This is a genomic window from Bradyrhizobium quebecense (genome assembly GCF_013373795.3).
Lineage (GTDB): Bacteria > Pseudomonadota > Alphaproteobacteria > Rhizobiales > Xanthobacteraceae > Bradyrhizobium > Bradyrhizobium quebecense.
Map to the genome: position 1 here is coordinate 3,580,106 of NZ_CP088022.1, position 19,014 is coordinate 3,599,119.

The following is a 19,014-nucleotide window of genomic DNA, read 5'->3' on the forward strand; positions in this document are numbered from 1 at the left end:
TCAACCCGGCGGATTGAACGTGCGCGCAAAGAACACCGGCGCCCTGGCCTTCTTCAACCGATAGAGCTGCGCCGGCCGGTTCGGTCCCTTGCGCATCTTCGCGACCGGTTCGATCAGGTCGGCGGCGAGCATGCGGGTGCGGAAGGCGCTCTTCTCCAGCGGACGATCGAGCACGATCTCATAGGTCCGCTGCAATTCCGGCAGCGTGAATTCCGGCGGCATCAGATAGGCGGGCAGCGACGTGTACTCGACCTTGCTGCGCAAACGCTGCACCGCAGCCTGCAGGATCTCGGCATGGTCGAAGGCAAGCTTCGGCCTCACCTTCTCGCCCTCGACCGCGAACCATTGCGCATCCACGGCCAGCGCGCCGCCCGCGGCATGCCCCGGCAGCAATGCGAAGTAGGCATGCGTCGCAGACCAGCCGCGCGGATCCCTTGAGGCGCTGCCCCAGCTGCCGAGTTGCTCCAGATACGGACTGACCACGCCGGTCTTGTCCTTCAACTTGCGCGCGGCGCAGGCTTCGAGGTCGCGATCGCCGGCAATATCGACGAAGCCGCCGGGCAATGCCCAAGCCCCTGGAAACGGCTCGGTTTCCGCTTTGGGGCGTTGAACCAGCAGAACCTGAAGCGCGTCTGACCGAATGGCGAAAATGACGACGTCCACCGTTGTCAGCGGCCTCGGAAAGTCGAGTTCCGGCTTCTCGGGCATGTTCTCCCCGCTTCTCCTGAGCTTCTTGTCTCGACGCGTTTTCTTCACGCGAACCGGTGCCCACTTCGCTCGAAAACGCTCTGCTGGCGTGAACCTTTTCACGTCACCGCTTGATAATAGCATACTTAGTTGTACAGTACAACTAACTTAGTTGCCTAGACCAACTTACCCGGGAGTGCATGCCATGTTCGGTCTCCGCTTCATCAAGGCCCAGCCGACCACCTATCTCATGAAGTACCGCCGCGGCGCGGTGACCCAGCAGGGCGCCGGCCTGTCCGGCTTCTATTATGGGCCGGTCACCTCGCTGGTCGCGGTGCCGATCGGCAGCCGCGACGCCGCCTTCATCTTCCAGCAGATCGCGCGCGACTTTCAGGCGCTAACCATCCAGGGCCATGTCACCTACCGGATCAGCGAGCCGCAGAAGGCCGCCGCGATGCTCAACTTCACGCTCAAGGCCGATGGCAAGACCTACGAGTCCGACGACCCGGAGCAGCTGCCGCAGCGGATTCTCGCGACCGTCGAGGTGCTGGCGCAGCAGGCGGTCAAGGAACTCACCTTGAAGGAAGCACTGCAGGCCGCCGATCGCATCGCCGGCCTGATCGAGAGCGGACTGCGCGGTCGCACCGACATCGCCGCCCTCGGGCTCGAAATTCTCGGCGTCTCGATCCGCGGCGTGAAGCCGACGCCGGACACCGCCAAGGCGCTGGAGGCCGAGGCGCGCGAGGCGATCCTCAAGAGCGCGGACGAGGCGATCTTCGCGCGGCGCAACTTCGCGGTGGAGCAGGAACGCGCCATCCGCGAGAGCGAGCTCGACACCGAGATCGCGGTCGAGCAGAAGAAGCGCTCGATCCGGGAGACCCAGATGGATGCCGAAGCGAGCGTCGCGGCGAAGCAGGCCGAGCTGCGCGAGGCCGGCATGGTCGCCGACATCACGCTGGAGAGCAAACGCAAGGATTTCGTCGGCCTCAACGCCGAAAACACCCGCACGCTGGCCGATGCCGAGGCCTATCGGGTCGGCGCGCTGATGAAGATCTTCGAGGGCGTCGACACCCGCGTGATCCAGGCGCTGGCCGCGGCCGGCATGCAGCCGGGACAGCTGATCGCGCAGGCCTTCAGCGGCATCGCCGAAAAGGCCGAGAAGATCGGCCAGCTCAACGTCTCGCCCGATCTGCTCAACACGCTGCTGGACAGGCCCGTCGTGGAGGCTCCCCGTGCCCGCCGACAATGACCGCAAGATCGTCCTCGTCACCCGCAAGACGCGGCTCGAGGAATTGATCGCAAAATACCTGACGGCGGCGCAGGCGCGCTTCTATGTCGAGCATCTCGGCGCCGACTTCTCCGACTACCAGCGCGAACACGATGTCTACCAGGCCGAGCGCTGCGTCACCGTACAGGCGCTGGAGCAATGGGGTCGTTACCAGATCATCGACCGGAGTTTTCTGCCGAACTTCATTTTCGGCCCTTCCGACATCGTGGTGGCGCTCGGCCAGGACGGCGTCGTCGCCAACACGATGAAATATCTCGATGGTCATCCGCTGATCGGGCTCAACCCGGATGCCCAGCGCCACGACGGCATCCTGCTGCCATTCGTGCCGCGCGACCTCCCTGCCCTCCTGCGCGAGGTCGCGGGCGACAGACGCGGCCACAAGGCGGTGACGATGGCCAAGGCCGCGCTCACCAATGGCCAGATCCTCTATGCCGTCAACGATCTCTTCATCGGCGCGCGCACGCATACATCGGCCGTCTACGAGATCGCCCTCGCCGATCGAAAGGAGCGTCAGTCCTCGAGCGGCCTGATCGTCGCGACCGGTCTCGGCTCAACCGCCTGGTTCAAGAGCATCGTCACCGGTTCGCTCGCAATCGCAGGCAGCTTCGGCGGCGGCGCCGGCAGCCCGCCTTATCTGCCTCAGGCCTGGGACACCGGCGCGCTGCGCTTTGCGGTGCGCGAGCCGTTTCCAAGCCGCACCTCGCAGGTCACCCTCGTCTGTGGCAGCATCGAACGCACCGAGCGCCTCAGCGTCCGCTCGCTGATGCCGGAGAACGGCGTCATCTTCAGCGACGGCATCGAGGCGGACCGGCTCGACTTCAACTCGGGAACGGAAGCCCAGATCACGGTCGCGGACCGCGAAGGACGGCTGGTGGTGTGAGGCGGCCGCACGCTCTTGCGGCGCAGCTCACTGCGGCACCGGATGCAGCCGCGCCAGCTGATCAAGCGACAACCCGGCTTCGCGCTCCATCAAGGGAAAGCGGACAATGATGTCCTGGCGCGCAAGCTGCCCCCACAGCGCGTCTGACGACCATTTCTGCGGCTCGGGTCCGCGCGGACCATCGATCCAGATGAAATACCATTCCGTCATGGACGCGACCAAATCTCCCTGGCCGGAAGATTGGTCCTTCGCCGGCCAATCTGCAACGCCGGATTTCGCGCCGTCCTGCGGTTCAGGGCCTATTCGTACGGCCGGCCGTCCTTGTGCAGGAAGCGGCCGTCGGTGCTCGGGCTCATCATATCGATGTCGGAACAGGTGATGACGTCGGCACGCGAGCGCGAGCCGACCTCAAGATAGGTCGCCGTCATCTGCGACCTGTTGATCATATGGTGCCCGTTGCCGGAATTCTTCGGGAACGCCGCGCAATCGCCGGCGCGCAGCACCGTCTCGCCGCCGTCCTCTATCAGCACTACCTCGCCCGCAAGCACATAGACGAACTCGTCCTCGTCCGAATGCCAATGGCGCTGGCTCGACCAGTTGCCCGGCGGCAGCCGCATCAGATTGACGCCGAAATCGGCGAGCCCGCCGGCGTCGCCGAGACGCTGCCGGATTCGTTCCGCGCACGGTGCAGCGAACTCGGCCAGATAGCCGGTCCCCTTGCGTTCCGGTACCTTTGTCAGATCGATCTTCGGCATGGAAGCGTCCCCGAGGCGATGACAGCAAGCGGATGCGTGACGTTAAGCGTGGATATGCGGCTATCGCAATGGGCCGCCGGAATTGTGACGGTTCACTTTGTGCGACGTCAGTCGCGCCCGAGCAGGTCCTTCGCCATCAGGATGTCGTCGTAGTAGCGGCCATCGATCTTCAGGGCATGCCTCTCCAGCCCGTACTCGACAAAGCCGGCGCGCCGGTAGAGCCCGCAGGCCGGCTCATTGCCCTTCACCACAGCGAGCTGCACCAGCTCGACCGATTGCGCGGCGAGCTCGAGCACAGCATCGACCAGAAGCCGACCGACACCGGCGCGTCGCGCCTGCTGCCGCACATACATCGCGACCAGCATGCCCTTGTGCTGCTGTTTCGGCCCTTGCGCCGCGATGAAGCCGACGATGCCGGCGAGTTCGCCGCCGCGAAACGCCCCAATTATCGCCGCCCCGTGCGCGAGCCTCTCCGCGAACCAGCCGACGGGATGAACGCTCTCCGTCTCATACGCGCTGCCAAACGCCTCGGGGCTCAAGCGCAGCGCCTCGAGACGGATGTCGCGATAAAGCGCAGCGTCGGCAGGCAAGAGGCGGCGAATCTCGATTGATTGCGTCGTCATTCCGTGTCCTGTCTTCGTCGCGGCAGTATCGCCGATCGATCGGCATGTCGATCGCGGTATCTATCGCAAAGCCGGCCTATTCCAAAGGGGATTGGACCGGGTGAGGGAATCGCCCCCTCGTATCCACGATATCGGCCGTCGCATAGAGGTAGACTCCGGATGACGCTTGCCTGACACTGGCGCATCGAGGAGAGGCCTATGATTTTTTGGATCGCGAGTGCGGCTGGATTGGCGACGGCCTACCTTCTCGGTTCCATACCCGCGGGCTATCTCGCCGGGAAGTTGCTCAAGGGCATCGACATCCGAGAGCACGGCTCCAGGTCCACCGGGGCCACAAACGTCTTGCGTACCCTGGGCAAGTGGCCCGCGTTGGCGGTCCTGCTGGTCGATGTGCTGAAGGGTGCGGGAGCGATCGCGTTTGCCCGCTGGTTCTATCCCTGGCTCGGGACATTACCGTCGGTCACGCCACCGACGGCGATCGATCTGCAAACCTTGCTGCCTTGGGCGGTCTGCCTGGCCGGACTTGCGGTATTGTTGGGGCACAGCCGTTCGATCTGGTTGAATTTCACGGGTGGCAAATCCGCCGCGACGGGGCTCGGCGTGTTGCTGGCGCTGTCCTGGCCGGTCGGTTTCGGCGCCGCTGCAGCCTTTGGCGTTGTGCTGGCAATTTCCCGGATCGTTTCCCTGAGCTCAATGTTGGCGGCACTCACTGCGATCGCACTGGTCTGCGCATTGGAGCAGCCATTGCCCTATCGGCTGCTGGTCATCGCAGGTGGCCTTTACGTGATCGCGCGCCACCGCGCGAACATCCAGCGGCTGCTTGCCGGGACCGAGCCGCGCCTGGGATCAGGTGGACGAGAATCGCAAGCGGCGTCACAAGGCTAGTGTGTGCACTCGGAGCGCGACCGATCCGTCACGCCGTTGGACCTACTCCTGAAATGGCTTCGATGACGTTTGACGAATGCGTCACAAAGCCGAAGCATTTCTTGACGTTGAACAGGGTTGCTTCGACGCAGTAGCCCGGCGAGGTCGTTGCGCAGCAGTCTTCGACCAGGAGGCAACCGTAGCCCAGGAAGTTCGCGTCGGTGAGCGAATGCAGCACGCATTGATCGGTGTTGACGCCGGCAAACAGGATCGTCTTGGTTCCGAGATTGCGCAGAATGCTGTCCAGCGGCGTGTCCCAGAAGCCGCTGATCCGGTATTTATCGACGTGAATGTCCTCGGGCTCCTGCTTCAATTCATCGACAACGGCCGCGGCCCAGCTGTCCTTCTGCAGCACACGCGCTCCACTGCCCGGCAACGGCTCGCCAAGGCCGATGCCGACGCCCTTCGGCTTGTAGAGATGGAGCTGGTTGGGCGCCATGTTCTTGAGATCAGGCCGATTGCCCCAGTTCAGCCAGATGACATGCACGCCGGCATTCCGCAACACCGGGAGAAGCTTCTGGAGCGGCTCGATTGGTGCCCGATCCGGCGTATGATCGAGGCCGAGATGGTCGACCCATCCCCCCTTCGCGCAGAAGTCGTTCTGCATGTCGACGACGATGAGGACGGTGCGGTGCAGATCGACCGTCACGGTTTGCGGCTGCGCATCGATCGTGACCGCCCTGGGCGGCGGCAGCGCCATCGCCATGTTGACGTTGTTGTCGTCGACCAGCCATTTGTAGCCGGGAGCAGACCCAAGGGGATTGGCGGTGCCGGGCGCGGGGGATTCCGCGGTCTTTGCTAAAGTGGAACTCGTCATCGGATTGTCCTCCCTTGCCTATGTTTTCTTGAAGTCTGTTGTGGTCAGCCGCCGCGTTCGAACGGAATGGTCAGGGCCGAGGGCTGTCTGCTCTTGCCGACGAAGCCGGCGATAGCGACCAGCGCCAGCAAATATGGCAGCAGCAACAGCAGCGCGACCGGCACATCGAGCTGCAGCGCCGGCACCAGGAATTGCAGCGCGGTCGCGAAGCCGAACAGCAGGCACGCCGCCAGCGTGTACCAGGGATTCCAGCCGCCGAAGATCACCGCCGTGATCGCGAGATAGCCTGCTCCCTTGGTCATGTTCTCGGTGAACGTATTGCTGTCGGCAACCGACATGAAGGCGCCGCCGAGGCCCGCCAGGATGCCGGCGTAGAGCACGCCGAGATAGCGCGTCCTGGCGACGCTGATGCCCGCCTTGTCCGCGGCGCGCGGATCCTCGCCGACCGCCCGCACTGCCAGCCCGAACGACGTGTACTTCAGGATCAACCACGTCACGACGACCATCAGGATGCTGACATAGGCAAGGCCGGTCTGGTTCGCCAATGCCGGCCCGATCACCGGGATACTGGCGAGCCACGGCAGATTGAGCTGCGCGAAGCCGGGAATCGGATCGCGCGACAGCGGCCCGAATATCTCACGATAGAGAAACGTGGTTGTTCCCAGCGCCAGGATGTTGAATCCGATCCCCACCACCAGTTGATTGGCGCGCAATGTCACGCTCAGCACGGCCTGGACCGCGGCAACCGCCATCGCGACCAATACGCCGGCCGCCACGCCGAGAAGCGGCGATCCGGTCGCCCACGATGCCAGCGCCGCCGTGAAGGCCGACATCAACATCATGCCATCGAGGCTGAGATTGAGCACGCCGGCGCGCTCGCTCAGCATCTCGCCGGTTGCGGCGAAGATGATCGGAACCGCCAGGCGAAGTCCGGAACCGATGAACACGGCCATCTGTTCGTCAATCATCGGGTCACCTTTCGGTTGGTGAGGATCGCGGAGCCTGCAATGACAATGACGATCAGGCCCTGGCAGATCAGAACGACGGCGGACGGGACGTGCGCCGAGATTTCCATGTTGATGGATCCCGATCGCAGGAAGCCGAACAGCAGCGCGCCGATCACCACGCCGACGGCCGAGCCGCGCGACAACAGGCCGACCACCAGGCCGTCAAATCCGTAACCCGACGAGAAATCGCTCGTCAGATAGAATTGCTGGCCGAGGATCATGATGGCGCCGCCGAGACCGCCCAGGCCGCCGGAGACCGTCACGGCCAGGATCACGTAGACGCTCGTCCGCATGCCGGCACGGCGGGAGGCCGTCGCATTCAAGCCGACCGCACGCAACCGCAGGCCAAGCGTGCTGTGCTTGAGCGCCAGCCACACCACGACGACCGCGATCGCCGCGATCAGCAATCCGATATGGAGCGGAGATCCATTGTCCGGGAACAGCAGCGGCAACTTGGTCGTGTCCGGAATCTCCGCCGATTCCGGCAGCGACGACACATCGCTGATCGGCTTGCGCAGCAGGTGAAAGGATTCGACCGACCAGTACACCAGCGGCAGCGCAATGAAGCTCAACAGCAATGTGCTGATGACCTCGTTGGTGCCGCGTGCCGCCTTGAGGAAGCCCGCCAGGCCGCCCCAAACGGCGCCGGCGACAGTCCCCACGGCGAGCGGCACGATGAACGCCAGTCCCAACGGCAGGTCGCCGGCGCCGTGCAGGGCCGCGGCCGTCGCGAACATCCCGCCCATCGCGATCTGCCCCTCGCCTCCCACATTGGTCAGGTTGGCACGGCCGGCGAAAATGAAGCCGAGCCCGACCAGCGCGAGGCTGATGGCGCGATTGATCGAAGCACCGATGTTGAAATCGCTTCCCGCCATGCCGTCCCAGAACGCTTCGATCGCCTCGAGGACGGAGGCGCCGGTGGCGGCGATGATGAGCAGGCCGATCCCGAGCGCGACAAGGGTCGATACCACCGGAACCAGAACCTGCAACGGCACGAGCTCGAGTTTCGCGCCCTGCGCGACCCGCGCAAGCTTCGGATTTTTCATAACCATGGCCAACCTAGACATGCGCGTGCCCCGACATCATCGCTCCGATCGCCTCGCGGCTGAACGACCCGGCCGCGAGCTCGCCAACCAGCTTTCCGCGGTAGATCACCGCGATCCGATCCGACACAGCCATCAGCTCCTCGAGCTCGCTGGAGATCAGAAGCACCCCGAGGCCGTCATCGCGCGCGGCACGGATCCGATTGTAGACGGCCTCGATCGCACCGACGTCGAGGCCGCGCGTCGGCTGCGCGGCGAGCAGGAACACCAGCGGATCGAGCGACAGCTCGCGCGCGAGCACCGCCTTCTGCTGATTTCCGCCGGAGAGGCTCGCCATCGAAACATCCGGGCTGCTCGCCCGCACGTCGAAGTCGCGCATCATCGCCTCCGCCGCCTTGCGCCGCGCCGACTTGTCGAGCAGGCCGAAGCGGCTGAATTTTCCTATCGCGCCGAGAAACAGGTTCTCGGCAACCGACAATTCCTTGATGCAGGCCACCGCATGGCGATCCTCGGGAACGATACCGACACCCGAATCCGTGATCTCTTGCGGCGTGCAACCGCCGACCTGTGTCCCGCCGACCACGATCGCGCCGGCGCTTGGCGTGGCGAGGCCGGCCAGGATCAGTCCGAGCTCGGTCTGGCCGTTGCCCTCGACGCCCGCGATCCCGACGATCTCGCCGGTACCGACCGTGAGGCTCAGGCCGTCGAGCCTCGGCACGCCATGCGGGTCGCGATACACGAGGTCGGAGATCTGCAGCACCGCCTCGCCCGCCGACACCGGGCCGGCCGCGGCCGCACTAGATTTCGCGGGCGTCTTGTCTTCGATGTCGACCGCGGCGGCGAGCACCGAGCCTGCCGACCGGACGTCGCGGCCGACCATCGAACGCACCAGCGATCGGATGTCGGCACCATCCATCGCGACGGTCTCGATGATCCGGCCCTGCCGCAGCACCGTCGTGCGATCGGCCACGCGGCTGATTTCGCCGAGCTTGTGCGTCACCAGGATCACGGACTTGCCGCGCAGCGCCACCTGGCGGCAGATCGCCAGCAGCGCGTCGATTTCGTCCGGCTGCAGAACGGCCGTCGGTTCGTCGAGCACCAGCAGCTGCGGATCGCCGAGCAGGCACTTGATGATCTCGACCCGCTGCCGCTCGCCGACCGAAAGCTCATCGATCCGCGCCTCGGGGTCGATCTCGAGCCCGTATTCCGCTGCGAGCTGCTCCATCCGCACGATGATATCCTGCGGCTTCAGCACCGCGTTGGCGCGGCCGAGCATCAGGTTCTCGACCACGCTCATGTTGGGCACCAGGCTGAAATGCTGATGCACCATGACGACGCCGCGCTGCAGCGCTTCCGCCGGGCCGCGCGGATCGAACGGCTCTCCGCCCAGCGTCATCGTGCCGGCATCCGGCCGGTGCACCCCGAACACCAGATTGCACAATGTCGACTTGCCGGCGCCGTTCTCACCGAGCAGGCAGTGCACCTCGCCGCGCTCGATCAGCAGCGATATGTCGTCGAGCGCGGTAAAAGCCCCGAAGCGCTTGGTCAAGCCAGACAGTTCGAGAAGTGCCACGGTCAGCCCACCTTGACTTTGATCTTGTTCGACAGCAGGTCGTCCTTGAGCTCCTTGATCTTGGCCTGGATCTCCGGCGTCGCCCCGGCGCAGATCTCGATGTCGGCGGAACGTGGCCCCATCGCGAGGCCGAACTGCTTGTACTCCGGGTGCCACGTTCCGGCGACGGCCTGGTCGATGGCATATTCGACCATGAAGCCGATGCCGCTGACCGTGTAGGCGATGTAGAGCGGGTTATTGTCGGAGCAGTAGTTGGTATAGCTCCCGATCATCCTCGTGCCCTTCTCGCGCGCCGCCTGCTCCATTCCGCGCACGCCGAGATTGAGGATGTTGTAGTGGACGTCCGCCCCCTGCGCGATCGCGGCAAGGGTCGCTTCCTTCGCCTTGGCGACGTCGTCGAAGTCACCGGTGTAGGTCACGAAGCATTTGGTGTCCGGCTTGACATGCTTGGCGCCGTTCGCGAATTCCGTTCCGGTGTTGACGATGGCCGGAATTTCAAGCCCGCCGACGTAGCTCACCGCGCCGTTCTTCGACATCATCGCGGCGACCGCGCCGGCGATGAAGCCGATCTGGGCCTGCAGCACGTCGTATTGCGCGACGTTTTCGGTCGGTTGTCCGGTCGGGCCGACGATAGAGAACTTCACCTTCGGGAAGCGCTTGGCGACCTTGAGCACCGATGCCTGGGTCTGCCCCGCGGCGCCGATCACCATGTCGTTCTTGCTCGCGAGCGTGACGAGCGCCTGCTCCATGTCGGCGAACTTGACGTTCTCGATCGACGTGATCACGACCTTGCTGCCGTGGCGTTGCTCGGCCGCCTTCATGCCGTTGTAGGCCGACTCCATCCAGCCGTGGTCGGCCCGCGACCCCGGAATGAGAATGCCGATGCGAAGCGGCTTCGCAGCATCGTCGGCGGAGGCGAGCCGGCCTGATGAACTGATCCAGGCTGCCGAGAGCAGGCCTGTTTGCAGAAATGCACGACGGGTACCGTTCATCTGTTTCCTCCTGTTCGTTCCCGGTGTTGCCGCAATCTTTGTTGCGGCATTTTTTCAATCGGCAGCGCGACCGCTGCCGTCGTTCTCAGACTCGAAGCAACGTCATCTCCCGGCCACCGTCGCTAGCGCGCCGACGGCGTCGACAAAGCATTTCATTGGAGCCTGCACGACGCCGGCGCCGATGATCCCCATGCCCGGCTCCTTGTGCGCCGTTGCGGTGTTGATGACCGGGCGCATGCTTTCGTCCACGACCTTGCGGATGTCGATGCCGACTGGAGCTCCGATGAAGTCGAGCATCGGCAGGGTGAAGCCGGGATTGCGGCCGATCGTGACGTGCGCCATCTCGCGCGAATAACGCAGGGCGTCCTGCGGCGTGCCGCCGACGAACTGAACCATCGCTGGAGCCGCCGCCATCGCGAACGCGCCGAGCCCCGCAGTCTCGGTGATCGCGCTGTCGCCGATATCGGGATTGGCATCGGCCTCGCTGAAGCCGGGCAGGAACAGCCCGACGGGGATGTCGGCCGGACCGACAAACCATTGCCCGTTCAGGCCGCTGACCCGGATGCCGACATTGACGCCGTTGCGCGCCATTGCCGTGACGATGCTGCTGAACGGCACGCCGTGCGCGGCATCCATGGTCGCCTTGCACGCCGCCATCGACAGGCTGAGGAAGAACATGTCGTCCGCCCCGATCGTCCGCAGCGTTTCGTGAACCAGATCGCGCGAGATCGAGGACTTGAGCAGCGATTCCGTGACGGCGCGATACAGCAGCAGGGTCGCCGCCGTGTTGCGGTTGTGGACGTCGTCGCCCATGTGCAGCGACTGCGACATCAGCGGCTTCAGCGGCAATCCACCGTCGATGCCGGCGACCGCGGCCTTCAAGCATGGAGCCAGCACATTCTCGATCAGCTTGAGGCCCTCGATCACCTCGGGCGCGAAGGCACCGAAGCGCAGGGTCTTGGCGCCGCCGGATTCCATCATCGGCGCATAGGCGCGGTTGCCGGTGGTCTGGTTCAGCACCACAAACAGCGGCATTGAGGGCGAGATGATCCCGGTCATCGGCCCGACCGCGCCGAATTCATGGCACGGCGCGAAGCGGATGCCGCCTGCCGCGACGAGTTGTTCAGCCTCCTGCTGGGTCGCCGCCCACTTCTCGTAGAGAACCGCGCCGACGACCGCCCCCTTCATCGGGCCGCACATATCGTTCCAGGCGATCGGCGGACCGGCATGAAGCAGCGTCCGGCCCATGTCCGGCCAGACTTCGGATGCGTGCGCCGCGACGTCGACCCATACCGGCTGCGCGGTCAGGATGCGCTCGAGCACCTCCGCATTGGCGCGATCGATCCGCGATCCGAGGCAGTCGGCATCGCCGGCGTCGCCAACCAGTTGCGCGAGGCTCCAGGCGACCTCGGGACTTCCGTCGCCGACCGGCTGCCACTGCAGACGCACCAGCGGGGCACCGCTGCTCTCGACGCCGCGATCGACGCCGGAGGCGCCGAGGCTGATGACCGATGTCTTGTCCTGGAGCGCGGAGCGGGCTGCGTTCATCATCGTTCTCCACCTTGCATCGCACGGCGCGCTGTGGCGTTGTCGTCCGCGGCCATGCGGCTCGCGATGGCTTGCGCGGAACGGGCCGCGCCCGTGCTGCTGCCGACAATCTCCGCGCCGGCGTCCGCCAACATGGCTTTCTGGATCTCGTAGGGCTGCGGATCTGAATCCGTGCCGCAGACGAAGCAGATCACGGGAAGCTCCCGCCCCTGCGCTCGCGCCGCGGCCTTCGCCCGGCGGATCGCCGGGGCCAGGATCTCTGCCGGATTGGGGTGGCTGCCGTAACCGAGCACGACGTCCAGGACGATGCAGGCAACGGTCGGATCGTCCGCTTCCTTCAGCAGCCGTTCGATCCGCACGCCATAGTCGATCATCGGATGCGGACGTCCCACCGTGAATTCGTCACTGCCGAGATCGATGGCCGTGTGCCCGTGGCTCTCTGCCACGTCGACCAAGCGGTCTGCCCCGGCAAGCGGCGCGTTCGACCGGGCACGAATCCCCGCCGCCCGCCAAATGGTCTGGGCTTCCGAGCAGAACGTTCCACCGGAGTAGAGACCGCGCAGGTAGCGCTGCGACGGCGCCAGCGACGCACAGACCCGCGTTGCCAACGCTTCGATGGACTGTTCATCGCCGCCGGGTTGGCGTGCTCCCGCAAGCGCGACGGCCTGCCGCGCCGTCTCCTCGAGCGACGATGTGCGGTGAACATTGCCGGCGGATGCTGCCAGCTCGCCGCCGAGGAAGCAGATCACGACCGGCTTTCCGATCGCGCGAGCGCGCTCGATCACCCGCTTCTGCACATCGGGCGCAGGAGGCTTGGAGACGACGGCGACAACTTTGGTCTGCGCGTCGGCGGCCAGCAGCTCAAGGCCGTGCAACATCGTGATGCCGCCGACTTCGCTTGAAACGTCGTGGCTGCCGGTGCCGATGGCCTGCGAGATGCCCTGGCCATGACGATGGATCTGGCACATCACCTCCTGCAGGCCCGTGCCGGACGCGCCGACGAGCCCGATCGCGCCGCGCCGAACGACATTGGCAAATCCAAGCGGCACGCCGTTGATAATGGCTGTGCCGCAATCCGGTCCCATCACCAGCAGGCCCTTCTGCGCCGCAACGCGCTTGATGGCCACCTCCTGTTCGATCGGCACGTTGTCGCTGAACAGCAGCACATTCAGGCCCCGGCGCAGCGCCTTCAAGGCTTCCGCCGCGGCATAGGGGCCCGGCACCGAGATCAATGCGAGGTCGGCATGATCGGCAATCGCAACGCCGCCGGAGATCGAGCGCGGCGGTGCTTCCGCCGCTGCCTCATTCGACCCGCCCTTTGGTTTTTCGCCGGCGATCAGCGAGTGGATCTCCCGCTCCGCGGCGGCGAGCTTTTCGGGCGCATCGTCCGCCACGACGATCATGATATCGCCCGGCTTGGCGCTCTCGAGCGCCGGGCTCATCAGCCCGGCCTGCTGCAGGAACTCCTTGTTGCTGCGCGTTCCCATCAGCAGCGTGACCCGCTGCACGCCGGTCCGCGCGACCGTGACCTGTGAGATCCGCATCAACGACACGGAATCCTTGTACAGGTTCGCCTTTATGCTGGATTGAATGGCCATCGCCTTGTCGTTCCCTTGAATCCCGCAGGCTGCTTGTCTGTCTTGCATGTGTGAGCTTGAGCCAGCGGCCAGCTCGATCGCCTGATCAGAATGAGGCGCAGATGCGCCCCAACTGCTTCAACTCGGTGAGCGCGGGCCATCTTGCTCGACGCTCGAATGCAGATTGGCACGGGCGAATGTCCCGCCGATGCGCCAATCCCGGTGGTTACTGAACGACGTGCGTCCCGGTCTCGCCCCGCAGCGCCGCCATGGCACAGTCGAGGTGACTGATGATCGCGCGTTTGCCGCCGCCCTCGAGAAACCGGATCGCCGCATCGACCTTGGGTCCCATGCTTCCCGGAGGAAAATGTCCCTCGCGGTGGTAGGCCTTGATCTCCTCGAGGCTGACCTGGTCCAGATCCTTCTTGTTCGGCTTGCCGAAATTCACCGCGACGCGCGGAACAGCCGTCAGGATCAGCAACTCTTCGATACCAAGCACATTCGCGATATGAGCTGATGTCAGATCCTTGTCGATGACCGCCGGCACGCCGGTGCGCACGCCCTTTGCATCTCGAACCACGGGAACGCCGCCGCCGCCTCCCGCAATGACGATCGTTCCCCGCTTGACCAATGCGTCGACCAGCGAGATGTCGCAGACATGCTTGGGCTTCGGCGACGGCACGACATGACGCCAGCCGCGCCCTGAATCCTCACGCATCGCCCAATTGAGCTCGGCGCTGATCTTCTTCGCCTCGTCCTCGGAAAAGAACGGTCCAACGAACTTCGTCGGATTCTTGAACGCGGGATCGTCCTTGTCCACCTCGACCTGGGTCAGCAGGCTTGCCACATGTCGCTGGTTGCCCTGCTCGCGGAGGGCATTCTCGATCGCCTGCATCAGGAGATAGCCGATGCCGCCCTGGCTGTGCGCGACGCAGATGTCCATGTCCATCGGCGGGATTCGGCTCATCGTCAGCATCTGGCGCATCATGATCTTGCCGACGACCGGGCCGTTGCCGTGCGTGATGACCAGCTCATTGTCGAGTTGCGCAAGCGGCAGCAGCGCTTCCGCAGTGATCCGCGCGACGGACTTCTGCTCCTGGGAAGTGCCCCTGATATCCTCGGGGTGAACCGCATTGCCACCGATCGCGACCACCAGGCGACGCGGCACGTCATTGAGCGTACGCATTTCCTTACCTCCCGGCATTCTGGACGATGGCAACCGCAAGCTCGCACGCCTGCGCGTTCGACGGCGCAACGAGGATTCCGGCCTGCTCCAGTTTCCTGACCTGCGCGGAGCGCCCTTGCGGATCCTGCTCCGTGCCGACGACGGACGCGATCAACGCTGGCGCATCTTGCTCGCGATCGGCGACGATATTCGTCAGATGCTCGGCGGGATCGGCATGCGCGCCATAGCCGAGCACAAGATCGAGCAGGATCACCGAAAGATCGCGGTTCTTGAGCGCAGCACGCAACGCATCGTCGCGCACTGACGGGTCGATCATCGGGTGCGGCCGGCCACGGGTATATTCGTCGTCGCCGAGGTCGATCAGCCGATCCCGTCCGGAGTTCGGCTCGACGCCGAGCTTGACCACGCCGGGGATGGCGGCGTTCGACGCCACCTTCCGACCTGCGGCAGCGAGGATCACCTGAGCTTCGGCACACAGCGTTCCGCCGGCAAACAAACCCTCGATCCCGCCTCGGCCGATCCGCGGAAGCCGTGATGCGACAGCATTCGCATCGAAGCCCGTGCCGATCTTCTTGTCTCCCAGTGCCAGCTCCGCGGCGCCCTTCAGCGTCGGCGAGAAGCGGGCGTTCGGTGGCAGCTCGATCTCCGAGGCACCGATGAAACACACGGTGTACGACTTCCTGCTTCTGCCGATCCGCTCAAGGACGGATTTGGCGACATCGGGATGCGGCGGCTTCGAGATCAGCACCACGTGATCGGTTTCCGGATCGGACTCGAATGCATCGATCGCCATCAGCGTGGTGATGCCGCCAATATCCTTCTTCAGATCGCGCCCGCCCACCCCGATGGCATGGGAGATCCCCGCGCCGGCTTCCGAGATCAGGCATGAGACCTCCTGCGTGCCGGTCCCTGACGCGCCGATGATGCCGATCCTGCCGCGCCTGATCTTGTTGGCGAACGCCAGCGGCGCGCCGCCGATCACGGCCGTTCCGCAATCTGGCCCCATCATCAGGAGGCCGGCCGCCCGCGCCTGCTGCTTGAGCGACAATTCATCCTCGAGGGACACGTTGTCGCTGAACATCAGGACATGCAGGCCGCGATTGAGCGCCTTGCGGGCCTCCGCGGCGGCGAACTCGCCGGGAACGGAAATCAGCGCAAGATTGATCTCCGGCCTGACCTTCACGGCCGCGGCGATCGAGTGCGGCCGCCAGGCAGCCTGCGTCTCGCCCTGGGTCTTCGGCTTGTCGAGCGACTTGATCGCATTGTCGAGGGCTTCGCGGGCAGCGGGCTCCGACTCGGCCTTGACCGCGATCACGAGGTCATTGCCCTTCACGGCAGTGCCCTCCTCCAGAAGCCCCGCATTGCGCATGATCGCAGCGTTCGACGGGGTTCCCATCATCAACGCCGCCTCGATCACGCCGGGCGAGCCGGCCACCTCGCGCGACAGCCGCATCAGCGCGACCGAGTCGAGATAGAATCCCTTGCGGACCTCGTTCAGGACAACGACGTTCATGACACACTCAAATCCTTGGCGATCGCGACGATCGCCTGCTGGAAGCACGCCAACGGCGCCTTGACCACGCCGGCACCGACCTGGCCGATGCCGGGCTCGCGATGCGCGATGCCCGTGTTGATGACGGGCACCACACCGGAATCGACGACCAGGCGGATATCGATGCCGGTCGGCACGCCCGCGAAGTCCATTGCGGCGATGGTCCATTCCGGATTCTGCGCAACCGTGATCTCGCCCATCGAACGGGTGAAGTTGCCGGCCTCGGACGGCGCGCCGGCCCCGACGAAGCCTGCGACGGCCGGCGCCGCCGCCATCGCGAATCCGCCCAGACCGATCGTCTCGACGATGGCGGAATCGCCCATGTCCGGATTGGCGTCCTTCTCGGAATAGCCAGCGAAATACAGCCCTTCCGGCATTTCGACCGGCGCGGTGAACCATTGCTCGCCGAGCCCGCTGACGCGGATCCCGAAATCGGTGCCGTTGCGGCACATGGTGGTGACGATGGTCGAACCCCGGATGCCGTTGGCGGGATCGGTGATCGCCTTGCCCATCGCCATCGCGATGTTGAGGAAGAACTGATCGTTCTGCCCGATGAATGCGAGGCATTCGGCGAGAACGGCGTTGTCGGTCGAGGTTCGCGCCATCCAGGGCGCGATTTCGCGAAGGAAGACGCTCGAGCATGCCAGATTGCGCTGATGCAGCTCGTCGCCCATCGACAGGCCCCGCGCGACGATCGATTTCAGGTCGATGCCGCCGGCGGCACGGATCGCCTTGCCGAGCGTCGGCCCGAACACGTCGCGCAGCCAGGCGAGCCGCTTCAGCACGCTCGCGTCGTTGCCGCCGAAGCGCATCACCTTGCCGAGCCCCTCATTGATCGCGCAATAGGCCCGGTTGGAGAAGCGTGCGTTCTCGACCACGAACAACGGCATCGACATCGTCGTCATGCCGGTCATCGGGCCGACTGCGCCGAAGTGGTGGTTCGGGTGAAATTCGATTTCGCCACTGGCGGCGAGCTTGGTCGCGGTCGGCAGATCCCGCGCCCATCCCTCGAACACGATGGCGCCTGCGACCGCGCCGCGCATCGGGCCACACATCCTGTCCCAGGAGATCGGCGGTCCGGCGTGGAGGATCATCCGTTCGCGCAGGCCCGGGATCAATTCGCGGGCGGGAACGATGTCGATCAGCCGCGGCTCTCCTTCGAGGATCCGGGCGAGCGCCTGCTGGTTTGCGTCTTCGATCAGCTTCATCGGTGCGCCCTCACACACCGAGCTTCGCGAGCAGGGCCGCCATCTGCGGATCTCCGCCCGCCGACGGCTTCCAGTCGACGTGAACGACGTCGATGCCGCAGTCGCGGAGGTCCTTCACGAACCCCTCAAGCCCGACATTCACGACTTCGACCTTGCGCGCCAGCAACTGCTGATACTGCGGCCTATCCTGATCCGTCATCGTCTCCGCCCTAACAAAGTTCGTTTTGGTTGTGTCGAGTTAATAAGACAACACTTACTTCGTCAAGATCGGATTCTCGGAAAGTGCGAATTTCCTCAACCCTCGAACAGCGGACCGGCCGAAGCGCAATCGCGCCTCAAAAAAAGAGCTCCGAACTTCGTTCGGAGCAGTCTGGGAGAACTCGAAATCTGAGCTGCAACGGCGTCACCGCTCGCGCAGGGCGGCGCGCCGCAGGACGATCAGACTGCCGGCAAATGCGTCCAGTCCGGATGTATGCCCGATCGCCGTCAGGGCCGTGAGGGCGCGACGAAATCCGGCGGCCTCGCCGCTCATCGTTGCATGGATGGCAGCGTGCAGTGCCGCCGCCCCGTAGCCCAGCGCCGCCGCGCGCAGATGGATTCGGCTGATGTCGTTGGTGCCATCGAGCAGCGCGCGGCAATGTTCCCACAATGCGTCGCGACATTCGATGCGTCCCAGCGCTGCCAGCGCAATCAGCGCACCGCCGATCAGGTCGTCGCCGGATGGCGTAAGCCCCGGCCCGAGACCGAGCAGGCTGGCAAGCCCGGACTCTCGATCCGCATCGTCATCCGAGCCTGCGAGGATGAGCTCCAACGCAGCGAGACCGGGCATGGCAGCCCGAACCAGCGCGGAGGCGTCGCCCGGAGCATGTCCGGCCCCGACCACGGCGAGGCCCTCCGAAGTCAGATCACCGCCCCACACCTCGTCGACGGTATCAAGGCCGCGTCGCAGGCTGGCCGTCGACCAGTGTGGTGCAGCGGGCGGCGCCCAGACCGACCGCGCGGCCAGATTCGCGAGCGGCGTCGCTCCGATCCACAGAATGGAGTCCGCGACCCGCACGGGATCGCCGACCACAAGGCCCGGCCATCGGAAGTCGCCGACCACATGCAACGGACCCGATCCGATGCCGATCCGTCCAACGCAGATCCAGATCCCGTCGATCACGGCGTAGAACGAACGTTCGAACACGGCGACGACCTGGCCCGCGGCGCGATCGCGAAGCGCCCTGTCGGCGAGGAGCCCCACTTCCACATCGGCACAGACCGTCGCTGCGGATTCGGGACGCCGCTCGTCCGGCGCGCCCGCGCGACCCGACTGCCTTCCGTCCGTTTCGCGGCCTTCGACCAACATCCGCCC

19 protein-coding genes are annotated in these 19,014 nt (G+C 65.1%); 3 read left to right on the forward strand and 16 right to left on the reverse strand.

All coding sequences use genetic code 11. The features are described from left to right. Window positions 1-708: an NUDIX hydrolase gene (locus HU230_RS17355; RefSeq protein WP_176530608.1), complete on the reverse strand. Its 708-nt coding sequence runs from the start codon at window positions 706-708 to the stop codon at window positions 1-3. A gap of 184 nt (window positions 709-892) precedes the next feature. On the opposite strand from HU230_RS17355, the gene HU230_RS17360 reads away from it, so the two are divergent. Both HU230_RS17360 and HU230_RS17365 read left to right on the forward strand, forming a co-directional pair. Continuing rightward, window positions 893-1,936 carry an SPFH domain-containing protein gene (locus tag HU230_RS17360; RefSeq protein WP_176530607.1) on the forward strand — a complete coding sequence of 348 codons (1,044 nt, stop codon included), beginning with the start codon at window positions 893-895 and terminating at the stop codon, window positions 1,934-1,936. Further along, on the forward strand, window positions 1,920-2,855 hold the full coding sequence (locus HU230_RS17365) for a diacylglycerol kinase catalytic domain-containing protein (RefSeq protein WP_176530606.1): 936 nt from the start codon (window positions 1,920-1,922) through the stop codon (window positions 2,853-2,855). The genes HU230_RS17360 and HU230_RS17365 overlap by 17 nt, the downstream gene beginning before the upstream one ends. A 27-nt stretch (window positions 2,856-2,882) precedes the next feature. Here HU230_RS17365 and HU230_RS17370 read toward each other — a convergent pair whose 3' ends face one another. The 3 genes from HU230_RS17370 to HU230_RS17380 form a co-directional block, all read right to left on the reverse strand. Further along, entirely contained in the window at window positions 2,883-3,065 is a 183-nt protein-coding gene (locus HU230_RS17370) for a hypothetical protein (RefSeq protein ID WP_224924470.1), read from the reverse strand. An 89-nt stretch (window positions 3,066-3,154) separates the two neighbouring features. After that, the gene (locus HU230_RS17375) at window positions 3,155-3,610 is read right to left on the reverse strand and encodes a cupin domain-containing protein (protein WP_176530604.1); all 456 of its coding nucleotides are present in this window, start codon (window positions 3,608-3,610) and stop codon (window positions 3,155-3,157) included. 107 nt (window positions 3,611-3,717) lie between these two features. Beyond that, window positions 3,718-4,233, reverse strand: a complete 516-nt coding sequence (locus HU230_RS17380) for a GNAT family N-acetyltransferase (RefSeq protein WP_176530603.1) — start codon at window positions 4,231-4,233, stop codon at window positions 3,718-3,720. 198 nt (window positions 4,234-4,431) lie between these two features. Here HU230_RS17380 and plsY point away from each other — a divergent pair, with 198 nt between their 5' ends. Further along, entirely contained in the window at window positions 4,432-5,118 is a 687-nt protein-coding gene (gene plsY, locus HU230_RS17385) for a glycerol-3-phosphate 1-O-acyltransferase PlsY (RefSeq protein ID WP_176530602.1), read from the forward strand. Window positions 5,119-5,146: 28 nt separating this feature from the next. On the opposite strand, the gene HU230_RS17390 is transcribed toward plsY, so the two are convergent. From HU230_RS17390 to HU230_RS17445, 12 genes are all read right to left on the reverse strand, one after another. Beyond that, window positions 5,147-5,974, reverse strand: coding sequence for a cysteine hydrolase family protein (locus tag HU230_RS17390; protein WP_176530601.1), 828 nt, complete (start codon window positions 5,972-5,974; stop codon window positions 5,147-5,149). 44 nt (window positions 5,975-6,018) lie between these two features. After that, a complete protein-coding gene (locus HU230_RS17395) occupies window positions 6,019-6,942 on the reverse strand; it encodes an ABC transporter permease (protein WP_176530600.1) in 924 nt (307 codons plus the stop codon). Then, window positions 6,939-8,027: an ABC transporter permease gene (locus HU230_RS17400; RefSeq protein WP_176530599.1), complete on the reverse strand. Its 1,089-nt coding sequence runs from the start codon at window positions 8,025-8,027 to the stop codon at window positions 6,939-6,941. Before HU230_RS17400 ends, HU230_RS17395 begins: the two co-directional genes overlap by 4 nt. Before the next feature lie 13 nt (window positions 8,028-8,040). Continuing rightward, complete coding sequence (locus HU230_RS17405; protein WP_176530598.1) at window positions 8,041-9,597, reverse strand: ABC transporter ATP-binding protein; 1,557 nt, start codon at window positions 9,595-9,597, stop codon at window positions 8,041-8,043. Between the two features lie 2 nt (window positions 9,598-9,599). Further along, a complete protein-coding gene (locus tag HU230_RS17410; protein WP_176530597.1) occupies window positions 9,600-10,589 on the reverse strand; it encodes a BMP family protein in 990 nt (329 codons plus the stop codon). A 102-nt stretch (window positions 10,590-10,691) separates the two neighbouring features. Then, window positions 10,692-12,137: a YlbE family protein gene (locus HU230_RS17415; RefSeq protein WP_176530596.1), complete on the reverse strand. Its 1,446-nt coding sequence runs from the start codon at window positions 12,135-12,137 to the stop codon at window positions 10,692-10,694. After that, window positions 12,137-13,735: an acyl-CoA synthetase FdrA gene (fdrA, locus tag HU230_RS17420; RefSeq protein ID WP_176530595.1), complete on the reverse strand. Its 1,599-nt coding sequence runs from the start codon at window positions 13,733-13,735 to the stop codon at window positions 12,137-12,139. Before fdrA (HU230_RS17420) ends, HU230_RS17415 begins: the two co-directional genes overlap by 1 nt. A gap of 205 nt (window positions 13,736-13,940) precedes the next feature. Continuing rightward, window positions 13,941-14,900, reverse strand: coding sequence for a carbamate kinase (gene arcC / locus HU230_RS17425; RefSeq protein WP_176530594.1), 960 nt, complete (start codon window positions 14,898-14,900; stop codon window positions 13,941-13,943). A 4-nt stretch (window positions 14,901-14,904) separates the two neighbouring features. Continuing rightward, entirely contained in the window at window positions 14,905-16,413 is a 1,509-nt protein-coding gene (gene fdrA, locus HU230_RS17430; protein WP_176530593.1) for an acyl-CoA synthetase FdrA, read from the reverse strand. Then, window positions 16,410-17,660 carry a YlbE family protein gene (locus HU230_RS17435; protein ID WP_176530592.1) on the reverse strand — a complete coding sequence of 417 codons (1,251 nt, stop codon included), beginning with the start codon at window positions 17,658-17,660 and terminating at the stop codon, window positions 16,410-16,412. The genes fdrA (HU230_RS17430) and HU230_RS17435 overlap by 4 nt, the downstream gene beginning before the upstream one ends. A gap of 10 nt (window positions 17,661-17,670) precedes the next feature. Further along, window positions 17,671-17,859, reverse strand: coding sequence for a hypothetical protein (locus HU230_RS17440; RefSeq protein WP_050404632.1), 189 nt, complete (start codon window positions 17,857-17,859; stop codon window positions 17,671-17,673). Window positions 17,860-18,063: 204 nt separating this feature from the next. After that, window positions 18,064-19,008 carry an oxamate carbamoyltransferase subunit AllH family protein gene (locus tag HU230_RS17445; RefSeq protein WP_176530591.1) on the reverse strand — a complete coding sequence of 315 codons (945 nt, stop codon included), beginning with the start codon at window positions 19,006-19,008 and terminating at the stop codon, window positions 18,064-18,066. Window positions 19,009-19,014: the final 6 nt, after the last annotated feature.